The following is a 20350-nucleotide window of genomic DNA, read 5'->3' as shown; positions in this document are numbered from 1 at the left end:
AAATTCAAAATTATATTCAAAAATATAATTTTATCACACCCCTATTTTTAAAGTTGAGTTAAAAATTGATTTCGGGAACGTTCTCAATCTTCGAAAACGCTCCCGTAGGTTATATTATACTCAAATATTAACATCTAATCATCTTAGATAAAATAACCGTGGTGAGAACATTAATCAAGCAATTCAATGTTCTCTGTAAACTAAGAAAATCTTTTATCTACCAGCCCGTAGTTTGAGTAAGATTTGATGTACTTCTCATCTCATCATATGGAATTGGGAAAAAGTTCATTTTATCCTCAAAAACTCTATTCTCCACATCTTTTACAGTATAAGTAAAAGTATCATCCTCATTTTTAACAACATCAACTCCTTTAACTGTTGCTCCAAGGGTTTCATTTCCGATCATCCATCTTCTAACATCCCAAAATCTATGATCCTCGAAAGCCAGTTCTACACGACGTTCATTTCTCAATCGCTCTCTGAAAGTATCCTGATCAGGAGCAGTTACAGCTGACAAATCAGGCTGACCTGCGCGAGTTCGAACCATATTAATTGCTTCTCTTGCGGTTAATCCATATGCATTTGGATCAGAATCAGGACCATACAATTCATTCATTGCTTCGGCATAATTCAATAGCACTTCAGCATATCTGAAGTAAAACCAATAATGTTTAGATTTTCCATCTGAAACAAGATCTAAATCCATATTTAAACCTTTCTTAAGATAATATCCTGTTTTTGTTCCATAGAAATCTGTTTGCCCTGGAGCATCTAACCCTCCGGTATAACATTCAACTTCTCTTCCCTGAACGGTAGCTCCATTGTAAATAATGCTTGCATAAAAGCGAGCGTCTCGGTTAAGGTATGGATCCGCTGCATGAACAGGGTCATTCCAATCAAATGTTGTTCCGTCTGTCATTTCGTAGGCATCCACTAAATTTTGCGATGGATTTGTAAAGCCTTTACCTTTATCGTAACCAACAGGATAATTATTAATTTCTAAATCATTTGAAGTCCCCTCTCTGAAATCAAAAATTACTTCTAGATTTTTTGTTTGTTTACCATCCATAGCAGTAAATAAATCACCGTAATTTTCTAGTTGAAAATGCCCCATATTAATAATTGCAGCAGAAGCTACGGCACAACTATCATAGTAATTATCGTGAGTACCTGATTGATTATTCAATTCACTTGCTGCATACAAGTAAGCTCTTGATTTTAATGCCAATGCTGCAGCATCGGACGCTGTACCATAATCCACATCAGCACTCACGTAATCTGGCATATAATTCATGGCCGAATCACAGGTTTCAGCAATGTAGTCAACCACTTCGTTGTAGGAATTTCTTGGCAGATCTACTCCATTTTCAATTGAACTAACTTCATCCATGATTGGAATACCTCCATATCGTTTTAACAGTTCAAAATGAAAGTATGCCTTTAAAAAACGGGCTTCTCCTTTATACCTTTCAACATCTTCCAGGAAAGCCTCATAATTGGTTTCATTAAACCTTTCATTGTATAGTGTAACGGTATCGATATTTCTAATAAACTCATTAGCAAGATAAATTCCACGGTAATTGCGTTCCCATGAATCCAATGGATTATTATGCATATCCCAACTTCCTCTATTATAACGAGCAACATCAGAACTTTCATTAGAATGATCAGAATCATCAGTTGCGGAAGCTAAATATGCTCCATCAACATGCGCTTGAACTTTAGGAACTCTTGCATATACAGCCGCCATACTTCGTCGTATGTAATCATACTCTGCCCAAACCAAATCTTCACTAAATGCTTTTTCATCTTCATACTCTAAATCACTATCGCATGAAAATCCAACACAAACACTTGTAAAGACAAGGAAATATATTTTGATTTTATTTATTAATCTCATTGTCATGAATCTTTAAAATTGAACTTTAACTCCCATATTGTATGATTTCAACAATGGGTAACCCTTCTGTATTTCAGGATCAACTCCTTTTGCATTGTCAATTGAGAAAATATTATAACCTCTTACAAACAGCTTTGCATCAGCAATTTTTAAATTGTTCAACAATTTTCTTGGAATTTTATATCCAAGCTCTGCCGAGCGTAATCTGATGTAATTACCATTAACCTGATAAAGGGTACTTTGTTTATAGTTATTGTAATTATCCTTAACCGTTAATCGAGGAAGTAATGCAGAATTGCCTCTTTCAGGAGTCCAATAATTATTTGCTGCAAAATCTGAAATGTTATCGTAGCCACCACGTAGTGGTCGATAAATGTCATTATCATTCATCATGATATCACGATTGGCAACACCATCAAACATTGCATTTAAGTATAAGTTTCCGTAAGCAAGATCTAGTTGAAATCCAAAGTGAATCTCAGGAACATCCTGGTAACCAATTGCGGTTTCATCATATTTGTCGATTTGACCATCAGGGGTTCCATTTGGTCCACTAATATCACGATATTTCACATCTCCAGCTTGTACATTATCAAAAGTATTAATTGGCGAGTTTGCTATATCATTAGCATCTGCGTAAAATCCATCTGTAATATATCCGTAGGTTTGCCCAACAGAATTACCAATTCTAGGTGTAATCACATTATCCCCTTGATAATATTCCTTGATTTCATTTCTTGTATATCCCAAATTACCTCTAAATCCTACAAACAATTTATCAGTTACCTGATTTTTATACGCCAATGTGAATTCAACACCTTTATTTTCCACTTCACCAAAATTGATTCTTGGTAAAGTAATACCAATCATGTCAGATGTAACATTGTCTAATGATTGAAGTATATCTATTCTTCTTTCATAAAAAGCATCAACAGTTAAATTCCAATTGGTAAGAAATCGAACATCTACACCAATATTACCCATATATGAATCTTCCCATTTAGCATCAGGATTTGCAATATCTTGCTCTGATAATCCATCGTAAGTAGTTAACTTGTTAGTTCCAAACCTATACTTGTCATCCCCAGCATTATAATTCGACAAATACATAAACCTCCTATAACCATCTAATAGATCACTACCCGTTTTACCAAATGATGCTCTCAATTTCATAAAATTAATTGCAGAATTTTCTTTTATAAAATCCTCATTACTTAAAATCCAACTTACACCAAGAGCTGGAAAGAATCCATATTGATCATCCGGATTATAAGCATTTGAACCATTATAACTTGCTGTTAATTCTGCAAAGTACTTTTTCTTATATCCGTATTTAAATCGTGCTGAAACTCCATTATATAAATAAGGCTCAGCGTCATTTCCACGCACATATTTATCGCCTTGATAAATGATTTTAGCATAAAAATCACTCTCATTAACTGATTTGTTGTACTCCAAATATGCTCGATACATATTCGAATGGTCTTGCGATTTCTCTCTTTTATCATATTCTCTAGGAGATTCTGTTCCATATTGATGATAAACTGGCACCTCATCACCTTCTTCATTAATCGTTGTTCCTACCTTATCAAAAACAGCATAAGAAGCTTTGTATTTCTCGGTAACCGAAAAGTAATTTCTAAATGAAACATCAACACCAGCACTTAAACCACTTAACAAGTAATCCATTTTATGATTTAGTCTTAAATCAACATTAAAGGTTCTGTTGTGTGCTTCCTTATATCCTTTCCCAACCATTTGAGCCATAGGATTGTTTCGGTATTTGTCAGTACCTCCAAACGATCCATCTTCATTGTACATGACATAGCGATTGGCTGGTGTAGCATATAAGTTATCCATAAAATCGCCAACACCCACTTGCGGATCATCACGATCCTCAAGCCTTCCGCCAAATCCTACAGCAAAATCGGTGTTCTCATTTACTTTCACTTCTACATTTGAACGAAAATTAAGGCGTCCGAATTTAGTTTGTGTGCTATAACCTGAATTTTCCTCAGTATGATCCAGTAATCCATCAGCATACATGTACGATCCCATAACGAAGAACTTCAATCGGTCGCTACCACCTCTTGCTTGTGCACTTGCATTATAATACATAGCTGAACTTCTTAGCATCTCATCCATCCAATCAATATCAGGATTGTTATATGGATCATTTCCTGCTTGGTAAGCTTGCAACTGTTCATTGGTATATCTTGGCAACAAGCCCTCATTCATCATAGTTTGATTTACCAATGATGCATATTGATTAGCATTTACAAAATTTGGTAATTCCGAAGGCTTCATTATTCCTGTCTCCCCGCTTACGGTGAATTTTGTTTTGCCTTCGAATCCTTTTTTTGTTGTAACCAGTATTACCCCATTTGCACCACGCATACCATACATTGCTGTTGATACTGCATCTTTCAATACAGTGATACTCTCTATTTCGTCCGAACTTAAATGAGCAAAGTTTCCTTCAAAACCATCTATTAACATTAGAGGTTTATTAGAATTAAACGATCCTCTGCCTCTTACAAGGAAAGTCATGCCATTACTTCCAGGTTCACCTCCATCTAATCTGGTGGTCAAACCTGCAAATTGTCCCTGTGTTACATGATGAGTATTAGTAACACTCATGTTATCAAAATCATCGTAATTAATTACATCAACAGCACCTGTCATCTCACTTCGCTTCTGATTGTCAAAAGCAACTGTAACCTTCTTGTCTTCAAACAAACGATCAAGAACAATCTCTACATAAGATGAATCAACATCAATCTGCTTTAAAATATCATTTCCTTTTTTAATCGTTAACCTATCGCCTTTAAGATTCTCAATATTAAAAATCCCGTTACTATTTGTTGTTACGATCGCTCCCGATTTGGCTTCAAACACAACAACATTTGATGCTGGAGACTGATCTCCATTTTTTACAATACCAGTTATTTTCTGATATGTTTTTGCAAACGCTTGTGAGGAACCTGCAAACAGTATTAATATCATTAATATCAGTTTGCTCATCTTTATTATATTTTTTTTCATAGGTTATTCTTTCAATTCATTAAACTTTTAATAACCTGGATTTTGAACCAATCCAAACCCTCTTTGCACTTCCTCCAATGGGAAAGGCCACAGGTAATACTTATCCTGCCAACCTTGCGAAAATTGCCGATCGTCAGTACAGTTTTTAATTTCGTATCCTCCTGACTTAATTCTTTGAATTCCGCGACGTATTTCCATGCTCTTCTCACCCATTTTCCATCTTTTTAAATCAAAAAATCTTTGATCTTCAAATGCCATTTCAACTGCCTTTTCATTTCTGATAGCTTCACGCATTTCATCTTGTCCCATCGACGCAATATCTGGCATTCCAACTCTTTCTCGAGTTTTATTAAGGTAGGTTGTAATATCTGCATTACCTGGGTCATATTCATTTAATGCCTCCGCATAGTTGAAATACAATTCGGGTAAACGCATGCAGAAATAAGGAGCATCAAAAGATAAATTTGGATCGGTATATTGCTCTTCATGTAAAAACTTTCTCATAAAGAAACCTGTCACCCATTGATCATTATACTTATCAAGCTTCTTATCAGCATCTTTATGCTTCTTAGGCATAATTCCCAATTTGGATCCTCCAAAGCTTGCTTTATCATGAATAATTGAGGCATGAAAACGTGGATCTAAGTTAGCCCATGGATTAGACTTGGTTAAATCTACTTCGCTTCCATCAACTGTTTCGTACAATTCTACAAAATTCTGAGTTGGACATAATGCTGCTGCTCCTTTTGAAGATTTGGTTTTACCAGGAGGCATGTGTCTAAAATAAAAGGTGCCTGATGGATTATTCTTAGCCTGACGCGAAGAATGGATTCTTGAAAACAAAATTACTTCTGTATTTCTCTGATTTCCTACTAAATCTCTTGTCGCAAATGTATAATCAGCAATTGGATCCCCTGTATTCACCAGTTCAAAACCTTGTGATTCACAATAATCGATTGCTTCTTTAGCTCTGTCTGCTGCGATTCTCCAACGATTTGGATCATAATTTCCCATACAGATTGCAGAATTAGCTTCTCCAGCATCCAAATAAGGAGTACCTGTATTGAACAACGGACTCGCAGCCCATAATGCTAAGCGTGATCTTAAAAAGTAAGCAGAAGCTTTAGTTACTCTTCCCTGATGATTATCACTCCATCTATCAGGTAAATCTGGTAGAGCTCTTACAATAATGCTATCCACCTTCCCAATGATATCAACCAAAGGCATTCTGGTCTCATCTACCTCATCATTGGCCGTTAAAGCTTTATCAATCCAAGGCACACTACCATATCTTTTTATTAGTGCAAAATACCCAAGAGCTACAAGCATTCTGGCCTCAGCCGAAGTTCTTTTAATATAACTTTCAGTGGCATTTGGTATATTCTCAACATTATTTAGATAGTTAAATGCTCTTCTCATGTAATAATAAGGCTCTTTAAAAAGAAATTCAGATTGTTTAACATCCGTATTCGCAGGATTTATAGAACCATTATAGTATAACTTATGAGCCCCCATCCAGTTTGGACTACTTGCTGCCTCATCACAGATTACTCCAGTAAGATTTAAATCCATCCTATTAGAGTTCCGGTTTCCACCATCCTGAAATCCGGTATGACTTGGCCACAAGTGTGGTACTAAATAGTAAGCACCATTTAGAGATGTAATGGCATTAATTGTATCGCCATAAATATCTTCAGTAGTAATATCTTGCACTACTGGTTCGTCAAAATAATTATCGCAAGAATAATTGAAATGAGCCATTAGCCCAAGTACAGCTATCCCTCCTATATATTTTATAATATTTTTCATACTTCTATACTTTCAAAAACACAATTAAAAAGTAACATTAACTCCAAAGTTAAACACCTTGTTAGGTGGAATAGGAACTGCATCTCCATTCTTGGCTTCTGGATCAACAAGCTTTAGATCTGTCCAGGTATAAAGGTTTGATCCATTTGCATAGATCTTACATTTAGAAATACCTAAATTCTTTAGCTTCTTATTTGCAAAACTATATGCAATTTCAGCATTCTTTAAACGGATGTAAGATGCATCTCTAAACCAAAAATCAGATGATCTGTAATTATGATCTCCAGCTTTACCTGTTGCGCTCATTCTTGGGAATTTAGCAGTTTCCGCAGTTTCTGGCGTCCATCTGTCTAATACATAAGTTAGACCATTACCATTGCCATTAAAGAATGGAACCTTAATTCGACCTTGTATATTATAAGTAACATCTGTAACTCCCTGAAAATGAAGATTCATACTAAACCCTTTGTAGGATAATCCTCCTCCAAAACCAAATGTAGTTTTTGGTGTCGAGGTATTTTCAAAAACTTTCTCATCAATTTGATTGATTATACCATCCCCATTTAGGTCACGATACTTCATGTCACCAGCCTGAAGGTTACCTGTATATCCCGAAGCAGGATTATCAGGTGTAGCATTTCCAGCTGCGATTTCATCCACCTCTTCCTGGGTATAAAAGCCTACCCATTCAAAACCTGTGGTTACATTTCTAGATTTACCAGTTTTAACTTGCCATGGATATTCCTGGGCAACCTCATCGAAATAGATTCTCTTATTCTCTGAGAAATTGTAATTCCCGTATAGATTGTATTTTACTTTTCCAATCTTACCTTGAACTGAAGCTTGAATTTCATATCCCTTCACTTCACTCTTACCAGCATTTACAGGAGGTAATTTTACTCCAATCAATTCAGTAACAGAGTTTCTGGTTATTAAATTATCCTCGATTCTATTTTTGTAATACTCAAAATCAACATGCAAAAAATCTCTAAACCATTTGGTTTCAATCCCATAATTTTGTTTGTAATGAGTTTCCCATGTTAATTCTGTGGCTCCAAGTCTGGATTCCTTTCCAATTCCTTGTCCATTTGGGTCGATACCAAATCGATATCCTCCGGTAAGTTCCATTGTATATACATCGGTATAAAAGAATCTTTGACTACCAAAATTATCTCTACCTGCTTCTCCGTAAGAAGCTTTAAATTTCATAAATGATAGTATGCTATTTGTAGGGAAGAATTTCTCTTTTGAAACTACCCATCCTACTGAAACCGCAGGGAAGAAACCATATCGTTTGTCTTCTGCAAAGTTTTCTGAACCATTGTACCCAAAGTTTCCTTCAAGAAAATATTTGTGCTTGTAATTATATGAAACACGTGCAGCCAACTCAACATATTTTTTAGGAACATATGAATAATCTCCAATTCCTGAATAATGTCTCTCGTTTGTAGTAAATACACCTACTCCAGAAATATGATGACCATCGCCAAACTCTCTTGAGTAATTTAAGGCGGATTTAAACTTTATTAATTTTGATTGAGTATCTGCTCCTCTCGAGTTTCCTAATCTCGACTCTGCACCATCTCGCATATACGTAATATCACCTGTTGCATCATCTCTTTCAGGATAATAAACCGGAACATTCTTACTTGCAGTTAGTGTACTTGAGTATCCATGATCGTAAGAAATTGCTGCATTAAATGCCAAGCCTTTTGTAATAAAATCTAATTTTTGCTTAAACTTGGCAGTCAGCTGTACCTTGTTTGTAGATGTTTCCTTATATCCATTATCGAAAAGCATTTCTAATGGAGTATTGTAATCTATTGTTCGATCCAATTGAACCAACCTTCCATCTACTAAACCTGCAAATGCATCTGGCGGCGTTCTAAATGCAGAGTAGGCAATACCATAAGAACCGCTCAAATCAGTATTTGGTTTATGACGTTTTGCAAATTGCCCTCCAATATCAACACTTAACACAGAGGTAGGTGTCAAATCAATATCCAGATTTGACCTTACATTGTAACGGTTGTAGTATGATTCATCATCATATCCAACATTGAAATCTTTAAAAATATCTCGTTCCTTATTATAACCTAATGAAACGAAATATTTAATCTTCGAAGCTCCTCCAGAGATATTTACACCATATTTTTGACGGTATCCAAAATCATTTGTCATTTCATCATACCATCTGTGATCAGGATGAAAAATAGGATCTTCCCCTGTCTGGTACAATCTCAAATCCTCTTCAGTGTATGGTAATGAAGCATTTTCTCCTTCATCATTAAGAGTACCTTCATTTTTAAGCATGGCATACTCGTAGCTATTTAGCATTTCTGGCAGATCAGCTGCTTGTACCAATCCAAAATTGGCAGAAAATTTAATCTTAGGTTTTCCGAAATTACCACGCTTTGTAGTTACAATAATTACTCCATCAGCACCTCTAATACCATAAACAGCAGTTGCCGAAGCATCTTTCAAAACCGAAATATTCTTTATTTCATCCGGGTCAAGATCTTCAAAACTACGCTCAACTCCATCAACCAAAACTAAGGGGTTACCTTCGGCACCTCTAATTCTGATACGTGCTGATTGAGCTCCAGCTTCACCACTATTTTGAACAACCACAACACCAGGCATACGACCTGTAAGAGCTGTTGCTAAAGTAGTTGAAGGCGTCGATTGTAAGGCTTCCTCTTTTACAACAGAAACCGAACCTGTAACACTAATTTTCTTTTGTGTACCATACCCAACAACAACTACTTCCTCTAAGTTCTCAATATCAGGTTGAAGTTGTACATCAATTAATGATCGTCCATTAATTTCAATCGTTTGTGATAAGAGACCAATAAATGAATAAACCAACTCATTTTTATCAGTTGGTACATTTAATGTATACTTACCATTAATGTCGGTAATTGTTCCTTGAAACGATTCTTTAACAATTACGTTAGCTCCGGGAATTGGGTCACCTTTCTCATCAGTAACTGTTCCCGAAACAATGAAATTCCCACTATCGGAATTGATAGTTTGAGCACTACCAACCACTACCGAAAATAGTGTCAATAGCCACACCAGGAAGTTTTTCTTCATAGTTTTACAATTTAGGTTAGAAATTAGATGCATTTTTGCACATATCAAATCTATCCCATATTCACCTCAATTGTGTTCACTATTTATTCAAAAACTTTTCCTGTGTATTGATTACTTGCATTATTTATTCAAATCCTTGACTTATTTGTTCAACTATAACGAAAGCAGCAATTTATTTATGAAATGAATGCGTAAAACAATCTATTACTATAGGTTTTTTATATTTTTAAATGGTTAAGTTTATTATTATTAATTATTGCATGAAATTATTCACAAAATTTCTATTCATCATTTTATATCAATGTTGCTCCATCTATTCAAGTGCGCAGCAAATTTTCAACAATAAGTTTATTGAGGAGGATATGCTAGCATTATCAATAAATCATATATCGCAAGATAATAACGGATTTATATGGATTGGAAGTTTGAGAGGATTATCAAAATACAATGGCTTAAATAGTAAAAGTATCAACAGGTTCAACAATAAGAACATTGAATTTATTAATCCATCAAAAAGTATAAAAGATGCCCTATGGGTTTGTAGTAGGAAAACGATTTTCCTATATGATACCAGAACAAACAAGGTTTTAAGAAAAACAAATGTTAAAAAAGCCAATATCTTAAGTGCTTTTGTAGATCATAAAGACATTTTGTGGATTGGAACCAACAGAGGGATTGCATACTTTAATAAAAGTTCGGGTAAATTATCGTGGCTCAAAACTCACTCTGATTTGAGTCACAAGCGTATTCGCTCTTTGTATATAACTCCTAATAATGAATATTTATGGGCAGGAACATTTAACAAACTAAACCGTATTTCTTTATCAGATTTCAAGCTTACTATTTATGATCTTAAAAAAGATTTTAATCCTAATATTGCAAATAATCTGATTACTTCTATTCAAGCTTATGCAAAAAACAATTGCGATTCTTTATGGATAGGAACACAAACTGGACTGTGTCTGTTTAATACGCAAACAGGAACATACAAGGCTTTTAGAACAGACAATTCAAATCTTAAAAGCAATTTAATTAACTCTATTACGGTTCAAGAACAACACATTTGGATAGGTTCAACAATGGGACTTTATAAGATGAATAAGAACACTTACCAAATGGAGAGCTACTTTCATCAAGCCCTAATACCTACCAGTTTGGGAAACAATTATGTATTTAATACCTTTTTAGATAAAAACAATGTTCTTTGGATTGGTACAAGAAATTCTTTATGCATTACCGATACAAAACCAATTCCGATAAAAACGGTAATTATTAACACAACGCCAGACAGGACTGTTGCTGCAAATAGAATTTCAGCAATCACATTTGCTTCCGATTCTACCTATTGGCTAGCAACTAACTCAGGTGTTTTAAGGTACAAGAATAAAATCCTGCCAGCAATTGAAGATGAATATTCGAATTTTAAGCTACTGGCTACGAGAATAAATGACATCGATTATTTTAATAACAAAATCTACATCACAACTTCGGCAGGAATCAATATTTGGGATAATCAAACCAAAGAAATGACCAGTTTGCCTACGGGATTGATGACCGACAATAAATTGAGATATCCAATTAGCTTGCATTTAATCCATGACAATCATTTTTGGGTAATAAACCATGCACAAAATTTATTTCAAATCACAAGGGATTCAAATAAGAATTATAACATTAAACAATTTAAAACATCCAATAACGGAAAATTATTATTTGAAAAGAATGGCTTTTGGATGTTTAAAAATAGAAGCTTGGAGTATTTTGACTTTGTAGAAAACAGGATTACAATTACCAAGTCATTAGAGTCCTTTGTTACCAACAACTCCAAAAATATTGCATCTTGTGGCGATTCTTTAATTTGGCTTGGAACCAGTAAAGAAATTATAAAATACGATCGCAAGACAAACCAATTAAAAAAGATTTCATTAAGCCTATCAGATTTATCAGGACTAGGGAATCTTATCTGCGATAAGAATGGAAACGTTTGGGGGGCGGGCGCACAAACTGTTTTTAAGTTGAATAAAAAAAATCAAATTGAGTATTTCTCTATTAAAGAAAAGTCGTTAATTAATCGGTTAATTTTTAACTGTTGCTGCATTAGTATGGATGACAAGATTGCTTTTGGGGGATATGATGGCTTTGTTATTTTTAATGAAAACTTATCTGTTAACAACCACCATACAGAACAGCAAATTAAGATTGTCGATATCAAAATTAAAAACAAAACTGTACCGGTAAATAAAAAATTTGAAGGAAAAGTAGTTTTACGTGAAAATATTGCATTCCTGGATGATATCATTCTAAACTATTCTCAAAATTCAATTACACTCGATTTTGCCTCTCTTAATTATTCGACCGCAGAACAGAACAAGTTCAAATACATACTAGAAGGCTTTGATACTAAATGGCAAACTACTAGTGGCAGACATACATCAATTAATTACTCTAATTTACGACCTGGAAAATATACTTTTAAAGTTAAGGGTGTTGATAATTACGGAAATGCAATGAACATCGCAAGCAAATTAAAATTGATTATAAGCCCACATCCTTTATTTTCCAATATTGCAATAGGAATCTATATTATTATCACCATTAGCTTGATTTACCTATTTGTTTCATTTAGGCTAAGAATTCTTCACAGTACAAATGAAATGAAAATTATAAAGCTTAAGGCACTGCATAACGAAGAAATTATATCCACTAAACAACGATTCTTCACCAATATTTCTCACGAGCTTCGAACTCCATTAAGTTTAATTTCTGGACCGCTAACAAAAATAAATCAAAATCCGGATCTGCCCATTTCTATCAAAAAACAAGCACAAATTGCATTGCAAAACAGTAACCGCTTGCAACGATTAGTAAGTCAAATTTTAGATTTTAGAAAGGTTGAGAGTAATACCATCCGACTTAGAGTTACACGAGTTGATAATATTATCCCAATATTGAAAAACATTTTCACTTTATACCAATCTCATGCACAAAACATAGGCATTGAATACGAATTTATCTGTTCGGAATCTCACATCGCAACTTGGGTTGATATCCAACGAATTGAAACCTGCGTATCAAACCTGCTGTCAAACGCTTTTAAATTCACCGAAGCACCCGGAAAAATATCGCTTAGTATTCAAAAAGTAAATCAAACGGATTGTGACAGTGGAGCTTTATCGATTTGTGTCTCAGATAGTGGAGTTGGTATCCCTCCAGAGGAACAAGATAAAGTCTTTGAAAGGTTCTTTCAATCAAGTAAAAACAGAGGAAAGCAACAAGGCTCCGGCATTGGCTTATCAATGGTAAAAGAATATATCGAACGTCATTCTGGTACAATAAAACTTCAAAGCCAACTTAATAAGGGAACTAGTTTCGAACTTTTAATTCCATTGGGAAATAAACACATTAAAGAACAGGACAAATTTATCAGGAAGGAAGAAACACCTGAAATAGAAACTTCGATTAAGAAAGAGCTAACAAAAACCGAAAATCTTCACACGGGTCAAGATCGAAAAAATGTATTAATTGTTGAAGATGAACCTGAAATTATTGAGTTTATTCAAATTAGTCTTGAGGGAAAATATAATTTCTTTTCGGCTGCAAATGGACAAATAGGTCTTGAAAGGTTAAAAAAAGAGAATATAGATCTTGTGATAAGTGATGTTTCGATGCCAGTAATGGATGGTTATGAAATGTCGAGAAGAGTAAAAAAATTGTATCCTGATATCCCCATCTTAATGTTAACGGCAAAAACATTAATCGATGATGAGATTAAAGGAATTAATTGTGGCGCCAATTGTTATTTGCCAAAACCTTTTGATATTGGACTATTAGAAGCTTATATCGAAAGCTTGCTAAAACTAAATACAGATAGAACTGGCAACATTGCTATTCAAGATATTACCACTCCACAACCAATAAAAACGCAATCTGTAGAAGAAAAAATTCTACTGAAAATTGTAAAGTATGTAGAAGACCATATGTCTGATCCCGAATTAGACAACGAACAATTATGTGCAGATTTAGGTTTTAGCTATTCAACTTTGTATCGCAAAATTAAATCCACAACCGATATGTCTATAGCCGAGTTGGTAAGGTCGATAAAACTAAAACGAGCTGCACAATTATTAAAAGAAGGAAACATGAATGTTACCGAAGTAATGTATGCTGTGGGATTTACAAATATTTCCTATTTCTCGCGTTGCTTTAAAAAAGAGTTTAATGTAAGTCCATCAAATTATCTACACAAAATTTGAGATTACCGTTAAATCTGTTTCCCAATTTTCCTTTTGACAGGATTAAAATAATTATTAAACATAGACAGTAATGATCATTGTTATTTTGCGATTTCAATTGGACAAATGGAAAAAATTATCACCAGTTCGAAACAAGTCTCATTCTTTAACAAAAGAGAGAAAGAAATTTTATTGTCCCCCCTGTTTTTAAATATGTAAATTTATTCTACTTTTGTGTTCTAGCTCAATTATTGCGAAACTGGAAAGGTGCAGGAGTGGTTGAACTGGCTCGCCTGGAAAGCGAGTAAACGCCAAAAGCGTTTCGGGGGTTCGAATCCCTTCCTTTCCGCATAAACAAAGGAAAGCAGCGTTTTGTAAAAACGCTGCTTTTTTTCATATTTTTGTTTGGTTTAAACATGGTTTAAACAATTTGCACGTTTTTTTGCTATAAAAAACAAAAAGCCACCACGAAAATCGCAGCAGCTTTAAGCACCCTAAAATTACAAGATCTTAAGTCACATTAACCATTTGGTATTGGTCTAAAGAGTATTCATCAGCCTCTACTGTTCCAAAGAAAGCATAAATGTGAGTTGCTCCTGGATCCACTGGAAGGGTAATCTCTGCAGATTGATCAGATCTTGCTGCAGTGGAATGGATCATATGAACTTTTGAACCACTCATTACAAGCAAATGTAATTTATCACTAGCATTCCCTACTCCAGTAGCGCTTTCATCCTTCCAACTCATCTCGATTCCTGATGACACTTCGGTATCATCCTGGATGGTAAGATTAGCTGGCAAACTCAAATTACCTACTGATGCTCTAAATTGAGAGAAGTTTGATAAATCTCCCGTTTCATCAAAGGCAGCAATGTTTGTTTTCACAAACAAATTGTAGCCGGTCATTTTTCCTGCTGAAAGATTCCAAACAGGACGAATGAGTGTTTCCAACAAAGAAGAGGCAAAACTTACAACGGCTTTGAACCTACTGCGTTGCTTTTGTTGCCCTTCCGTATTTGATGCATTTGGACCTGGTAGTGACTTGATGTAATTCACACCTTTCCAACTGCTACCTACTACTGAGCCCACTTTCCCCGTAAATGGCCCCAGGATTCCTTGATTGTATTTCCCCATAATTAAAGGTTTTTAATTAGTAATTAGTTAGTAAACATAGAATTGAGACAGATACAGACTTGAACCCTAGGTAGTATTAGTCCGTTTCTTTTTCTCATCCAATTTTTTCCACCAGCGCTTTAGTAAGGTTACGATGATAGTAGAGATGGCTCCACCAATCACAGAAACGACTGCCTCAGGACTGTCAATTGGTAAAGTTTGAACAGCATCCAATGTCTCTGGCTGCAAACCTAAAGATTCGGCTAATCCCATAGTAGATAAAGTCCCGACTAAAAATGATGATATCTTATTCATAATCTGATAATTTGGTTAATACTTATCACAAACTTATGTATCTTTCCCAGAGAAATCCACACCAACAGATTGATTTACTTTAGTTTACACTACACTGCTTTAAATTAATATTTGCGAGATGAAAGAGACACAACATTTACAGCTCAGATTAATCAGAGACAGGTATTCTGTACAGGCGACATCGGGAAAATTGTTTGTTAATGGTGTATTTTTTGGATATACTCTGGAAGATACCGTACGTGCGCATGGAATTAAAGTCATAGGACATACTGCGATTCCTGCTTATATCTATCAAATCAAAATTAATTACAGCAATCATTTTAAAAGGAGAATGTGTTTGATTTACAATCAGGATGATGGAAGCATAGATGCTTTGGGTGTTCAATTTACCGGAATTCGCTTTCATGGTGGGAACCGGCACACTGATACTTCGGGGTGTATTCTCATTGCCAGGAACCGGATTTCGGATGAGGTAATTCAGGGAAGTCTGGAGAAAGAATTGACCTGTTTGATTGATCAGGCAATTGAATCAGGGAAAGAGGTGGTGTTTGAGATTATCAACAGCTGATCCTCATCCAGGGCTTTTCCTGCTATCTGATAAGCATCAAAAAATGACCGAAATGCGGGTGGGATGTCAAGCTTTTTGATGGATTATTTTATCCTGAATAATTATACCATAAAAAAATCCATTAAAACTTTGTATAAGCTTGACTTGTTGAGTAAGCTGCAAACTTTACGCGTACTAAACCGCTGATATTGGAACTGCAAGAGGAAATATCTTTATTTATCAAGGAGGAGGGAATTTTCAGTTATCAATTATCCGTAAACAATGAACAGAAACTATTTAATTTTTCTTTAACTAACTCATATTTAATAAAATGACTTCTTATTATTCGTTTAAAATTTATTCCTATTTAGTTTTTTTAAAATCATCACATTTAATGTACAAAATAGTGATATTCCTCCATTATTTTTATCTATCGATAAATTTAAATTAATCACAATACCCACTTAGAACACTAATACACAACAATATAAAAACCTTCAACTATTGAATTCTGCACAAAAAAACATTAACTTATGTTTCTATAAAAAATGAAATCCAGAAAGCATATTTTTAGAATAAATGCCTACTTATACTCTAAATTTAATGGAATCATATAGACGATTTCAACTTATCCTGAAAAAGCTAAAATCATCTTAATTCAAATTCACACCTTTACTTTCGTAATTTAAACAAATTTGAAAAATTATTCCATTCCAATTTCTTAATCCCATTAAAATATTGGAATTGAAACTCCTACAAAATTATACTTCTCATTTTCCTTTCGTGATGTAAGGAATTGTTTCTATTATCACAATTGAACAGATCTTTCTGAATTCTTTTTAGTTAGACCTCTCCTATGTGCATGATAATTTCATGTATTGAGTTCCAATTGTGCTCGTTTATAAGATTTAAAAAGAACAAATGATGAAGATTTACACACAATTATTAAAAATTAGCTTGTTTAAGATCCATAAGGTACTAATCCGATTACTAGTATTACTCTTTTTTATACTTGCATCAGGAAATAGCTTTGCTCAAGATAAGGTATTAACCATTTATTTTTGTGGCTCAGGTTGTGCAGAAACATGGTGGCTACCCAATCATCAAGGATGGGAGGTCACTCCTGAATTAGTTGCCAACTTGTATTATAATGATAGTTCAACACCAATAAATAAAATTATTGATCCTAAGACAAATATTGTAACCGATATATTCACAACTACAGGAAAGAAGCACTATAAATATATAGCAAATGGCATTGGATATGGACCAAGTTTTGTTAATGTCCTGGAGAAAGCAAATGCTGACCTTGGGAATCGCGGCTGGGAGGAAGTATTAAATGAAGGACAAAAGGTGTTTAGTAAAATTTCTAGTCAAGGGGGGCGAATAACATTAAATTTAATTGGCTTTAGTCGTGGTGGCATACTTTGTATGAAAATAGCCAGAAGAGTTGCTGATAATAATCAAATTAAGAAAATCAACATACTTGCATTTGATCCTGTACCTGGAGATCCAGATCCTATTTACCGACATGGGTATGATCTTGTTCTTCCCGCAAAGGTTAATCAATATATTGGAATATATGCGAGAGATGAAAGGTCGTATATGTTTGAACCAGTAATCCCTGACCAAAGTGAATTACCTACCAAATCTAAAGTTTGGTTGGTGGAAGTCCCTGGAGGACACGAAACTATGGTCGGTAATTGTCAGAATGATGGACATAGTACCAAACCAACTGGTTCTACTCGAGATTCATCATTTGTTAAGGATATGAAATCAGTTAGCAATATTACAACTGCTATTGCCGAACAATTGCTTACATCAAAAGAATGGGATGGCTATGAAAATAAAATACTGAATTTGTCAAAGTTTAGTAATAAATCAGATTTTGAAAGTCAGGCCTCAATTATGAATGGATTCACAGGATGGAGTACACTAAAAAACACTTCATTTCTTGCTGACTTATTATTTAGTAATTATGTATCAGTTCCAAGTCAAAAACTCTGGTTAAGATCTTTTACTTTAAAAATTGGAAACAGAAACTGGAGGTTATGCTTTAAAGCTCCTTATAGATATGCAGCAGGTTTATTGGGTAATCATGAACAAGTATTTGGTTTAAGTGAAGAGTTGGAAAAATTGACTAAAGAGGATTGGGATACACTACAATCCTTAAGAGGAGATTACGATCCTCCTGTTCCTGATATTGCAACTCTTCCCGATCTAAATGGGGAATGTTCTGTTAATGTAAATACCATACCAACAGCGACAGATGCAATTGCCGGAACAATAACCGGAACAACAGAAGATCCTCTTGAGTATACCGAACAGGGTACATATACAATTATCTGGACTTATGATGATGGGAATGGGAATGTAGCAACCCAGGAACAAATTGTGATTGTAGAAGATGTGACGCCTCCGGTTATTGAAGAGCTTTTGGCTTATTCTTTTACAATTTTCCCATCGAACTATAAAAGTGAAGAAGTACCACTATGGCCAGTTAACTTTAAGAGCAATGAGATTTATGAAACACCTCGCAGACCAAGCCGTGAAAACTTTGATCTATTGAAACATCAGAGGAAATATGAAACGATTACAATTAATCAGCTGGTGGAATCGGTATCGGACAATTGCTCTGATCTTTCTCCTGATGATGTTGTCATCACCAAGGTTACTTGTGACGAACCGGAAGATACGAGAAGGTCTTTACGCTTAAGAAATCAGGGGGAAAAAGATATTATTATTTCGGACGATTGTAAATCGGTTGATTTAAAACGAGAGTTTGATTTTCGTGGTAATGGAAGGGTTTATACTGTGCATCTATCCTTAAAAGATGAAGTAGGCAATGAAGCAATAGAAACATGTCAATTTGGAATGTTGGTTTCTGCACCAGCTAAAATGGCTATTGCAGATACTCCTGCATACGAGACATATAGTGGTTGTTATGAGACTGGAGATGCACCATTAGATATGATTGCTGGTATCTATGCTAAATCTGGTCTAACAGCAGAAAAGAGTTTAGAAAAGGAAGAGATATTGCCAGAAGCTGGCTTTGTTAAAAATTATCCAAATCCATTCAATTCAAATACCACATTTACTTTTGGGGTAACAGAAAAGAGTGATGTTACTCTTTCGATTTACAACATGCAAGGTCAATTGGTACGTGTGCTTTATTCCGGTACGATTGATCCCGGAAGTATTAATGTGGATTGGGATGGTACTGATGCCAGCGGTAATAAAATGGCCAGTGGCGTTTATATTTACAGATTACTTGCCAACAATTCTGTTGTTGCTTCAGGAAAAGCTGTATTAAGAAAATAAGAATGTTTCATAGCAATACTATCATCACTAACTAGTTTAAATGTAGTCTGGATTCAAATTTATGAATCCAGGCTTTTGTTTATTACCCCCTGTCCTGTTAACTCTTTGCTTCCTGCAAAAAGTTTTATGGGTGGTGGTGGGGTTTGTGGTGGTCAGTAGCGGCGCTTACTACGGAGAGGCGAGCCGCCCGCGAGTGGGAGGGTGTGACTGGCAAGTAAAACAGAAACTTGTTTTCTGTGATTGACAGCCAGCAGTTTTTGGCGGCTTTTTTGAAGCTGTGGTGGATGTTGCCGGGTGAAGCACTGGGTTGTTTGTTTTTGAATGCTTGCGGATGGAATGTATGAGAAAACAATTGGGTTGGAGGTGCTTGACCCGGGTGCGTAGGTAAAAGTGCTTTGATGTGGTAGAAAATTTTGCGAGTAAATGACAGTTCTCTTCTTTTGCCTCTCTCCTTCTCCATTAGAAACTGCCTTTATTTTATTGGAAATGCAAAATTTTTACCAGGGCAAAGTACTGGCCGTGGCCGCTCAAAAAAGATGACAAAAACTGATAGCACCCGACCCAGCAGGCTCGCTTTCAATGAGCAATGGAGGCTTTTTTGTTCTTCGACTACGCTCAGAAACCTATAGTATTAAATAAGAATAATTGAGACAAGGCACCGACTAACTTTTATTGGAAAGTCGAGGAACAAGGGAGCCGGGAATTGCTGTGAACGACGAGTGGTTGAGCGAAAAAATTGTGACAGGGTGAACCCTTGTTGTAGTTAAGATTGATCTAATTCAGGGCCTCAGCTGAAGTGAGACCCTGAAAAAACAAACACCCCAGCTAAAGCAAGGGTGAATTCTCTGACAAATGCCTGTTGCCCATTGAGACCCAATATTAAAAGTTATAGAGCTAGTGTTGGAATACCAGCGAAAATGGGCAACAGGATTTTGGAAAGCCCTGGCGGAATTTTTGCCGAGGCCCGAGGAG

At 35.2% G+C, this 20350-nt stretch carries 9 protein-coding genes and 1 tRNA gene; 4 read left to right on the top strand and 6 right to left on the bottom strand.

The features are described from left to right. Positions 1-217: 217 nt before the first annotated feature. Genes ACO05S_RS15300 through ACO05S_RS15285 form a run of 4 tightly spaced genes read right to left on the bottom strand, consistent with a single transcriptional unit; the run spans position 218 to position 9850 of the window. Positions 218-1900, bottom strand: a complete 1683-nt coding sequence (locus ACO05S_RS15300; RefSeq protein WP_421918881.1) for a RagB/SusD family nutrient uptake outer membrane protein — start codon at positions 1898-1900, stop codon at positions 218-220. A 12-nt stretch (positions 1901-1912) separates the two neighbouring features. After that, complete coding sequence (locus ACO05S_RS15295; RefSeq protein WP_421918880.1) at positions 1913-4945, bottom strand: SusC/RagA family TonB-linked outer membrane protein; 3033 nt, start codon at positions 4943-4945, stop codon at positions 1913-1915. A 27-nt stretch (positions 4946-4972) separates the two neighbouring features. Beyond that, a complete protein-coding gene (locus ACO05S_RS15290) occupies positions 4973-6754 on the bottom strand; it encodes a RagB/SusD family nutrient uptake outer membrane protein (RefSeq protein WP_421918879.1) in 1782 nt (593 codons plus the stop codon). A gap of 24 nt (positions 6755-6778) precedes the next feature. Further along, positions 6779-9850, bottom strand: coding sequence for a SusC/RagA family TonB-linked outer membrane protein (locus ACO05S_RS15285; RefSeq protein ID WP_421918878.1), 3072 nt, complete (start codon positions 9848-9850; stop codon positions 6779-6781). A 362-nt stretch (positions 9851-10212) separates the two neighbouring features. Between ACO05S_RS15285 and ACO05S_RS15280 the strand changes: the two genes are divergently transcribed. Both ACO05S_RS15280 and ACO05S_RS15275 read left to right on the top strand, forming a co-directional pair. Further along, positions 10213-14103: a hybrid sensor histidine kinase/response regulator transcription factor gene (locus ACO05S_RS15280; RefSeq protein WP_421918877.1), complete on the top strand. Its 3891-nt coding sequence runs from the start codon at positions 10213-10215 to the stop codon at positions 14101-14103. A 240-nt stretch (positions 14104-14343) separates the two neighbouring features. Further along, a tRNA-Ser gene (locus ACO05S_RS15275) sits at positions 14344-14431 on the top strand. Between the two features lie 161 nt (positions 14432-14592). On the opposite strand, the gene ACO05S_RS15270 is transcribed toward ACO05S_RS15275, so the two are convergent. Both ACO05S_RS15270 and ACO05S_RS15265 read right to left on the bottom strand, forming a co-directional pair. Then, positions 14593-15216 carry a DUF6266 family protein gene (locus tag ACO05S_RS15270; RefSeq protein ID WP_421918876.1) on the bottom strand — a complete coding sequence of 208 codons (624 nt, stop codon included), beginning with the start codon at positions 15214-15216 and terminating at the stop codon, positions 14593-14595. A 66-nt stretch (positions 15217-15282) separates the two neighbouring features. Next, complete coding sequence (locus ACO05S_RS15265; protein WP_421918875.1) at positions 15283-15510, bottom strand: hypothetical protein; 228 nt, start codon at positions 15508-15510, stop codon at positions 15283-15285. Between the two features lie 118 nt (positions 15511-15628). Between ACO05S_RS15265 and ACO05S_RS15260 the strand changes: the two genes are divergently transcribed. Both ACO05S_RS15260 and ACO05S_RS15255 read left to right on the top strand, forming a co-directional pair. After that, complete coding sequence (locus ACO05S_RS15260; RefSeq protein WP_421918874.1) at positions 15629-16078, top strand: DUF5675 family protein; 450 nt, start codon at positions 15629-15631, stop codon at positions 16076-16078. Between the two features lie 900 nt (positions 16079-16978). Beyond that, positions 16979-19378, top strand: coding sequence for a FlgD immunoglobulin-like domain containing protein (locus ACO05S_RS15255; RefSeq protein ID WP_421918873.1), 2400 nt, complete (start codon positions 16979-16981; stop codon positions 19376-19378). Positions 19379-20350 lie beyond the last annotated feature (972 nt).

Source organism: Marinifilum sp. (assembly GCF_965230805.1).
In the GTDB taxonomy this organism is placed as follows: Bacteria; Bacteroidota; Bacteroidia; order Bacteroidales; family Marinifilaceae; genus Marinifilum.
Note: the sequence above shows the minus strand (reverse complement) of the source record. Positions and strands in the feature narration are given on the sequence as shown.

Coding starts and splice junctions, on each gene's coding strand:
- ACO05S_RS15290 (WP_421918879.1), bottom strand. CDS start 6,754: ATGAAAAATATTATAAAATATATAGGAGGGATAGCTGTACTTGGGCTA.
- ACO05S_RS15260 (WP_421918874.1), top strand. CDS start 15,629: ATGAAAGAGACACAACATTTACAGCTCAGATTAATCAGAGACAGGTAT.
- ACO05S_RS15280 (WP_421918877.1), top strand. CDS start 10,213: ATGCTAGCATTATCAATAAATCATATATCGCAAGATAATAACGGATTT.
- ACO05S_RS15295 (WP_421918880.1), bottom strand. CDS start 4,945: ATGAAAAAAAATATAATAAAGATGAGCAAACTGATATTAATGATATTA.
- ACO05S_RS15255 (WP_421918873.1), top strand. CDS start 16,979: ATGATGAAGATTTACACACAATTATTAAAAATTAGCTTGTTTAAGATC.
- ACO05S_RS15265 (WP_421918875.1), bottom strand. CDS start 15,510: ATGAATAAGATATCATCATTTTTAGTCGGGACTTTATCTACTATGGGA.
- ACO05S_RS15285 (WP_421918878.1), bottom strand. CDS start 9,850: ATGAAGAAAAACTTCCTGGTGTGGCTATTGACACTATTTTCGGTAGTG.
- ACO05S_RS15300 (WP_421918881.1), bottom strand. CDS start 1,900: ATGAGATTAATAAATAAAATCAAAATATATTTCCTTGTCTTTACAAGT.
- ACO05S_RS15270 (WP_421918876.1), bottom strand. CDS start 15,216: ATGGGGAAATACAATCAAGGAATCCTGGGGCCATTTACGGGGAAAGTG.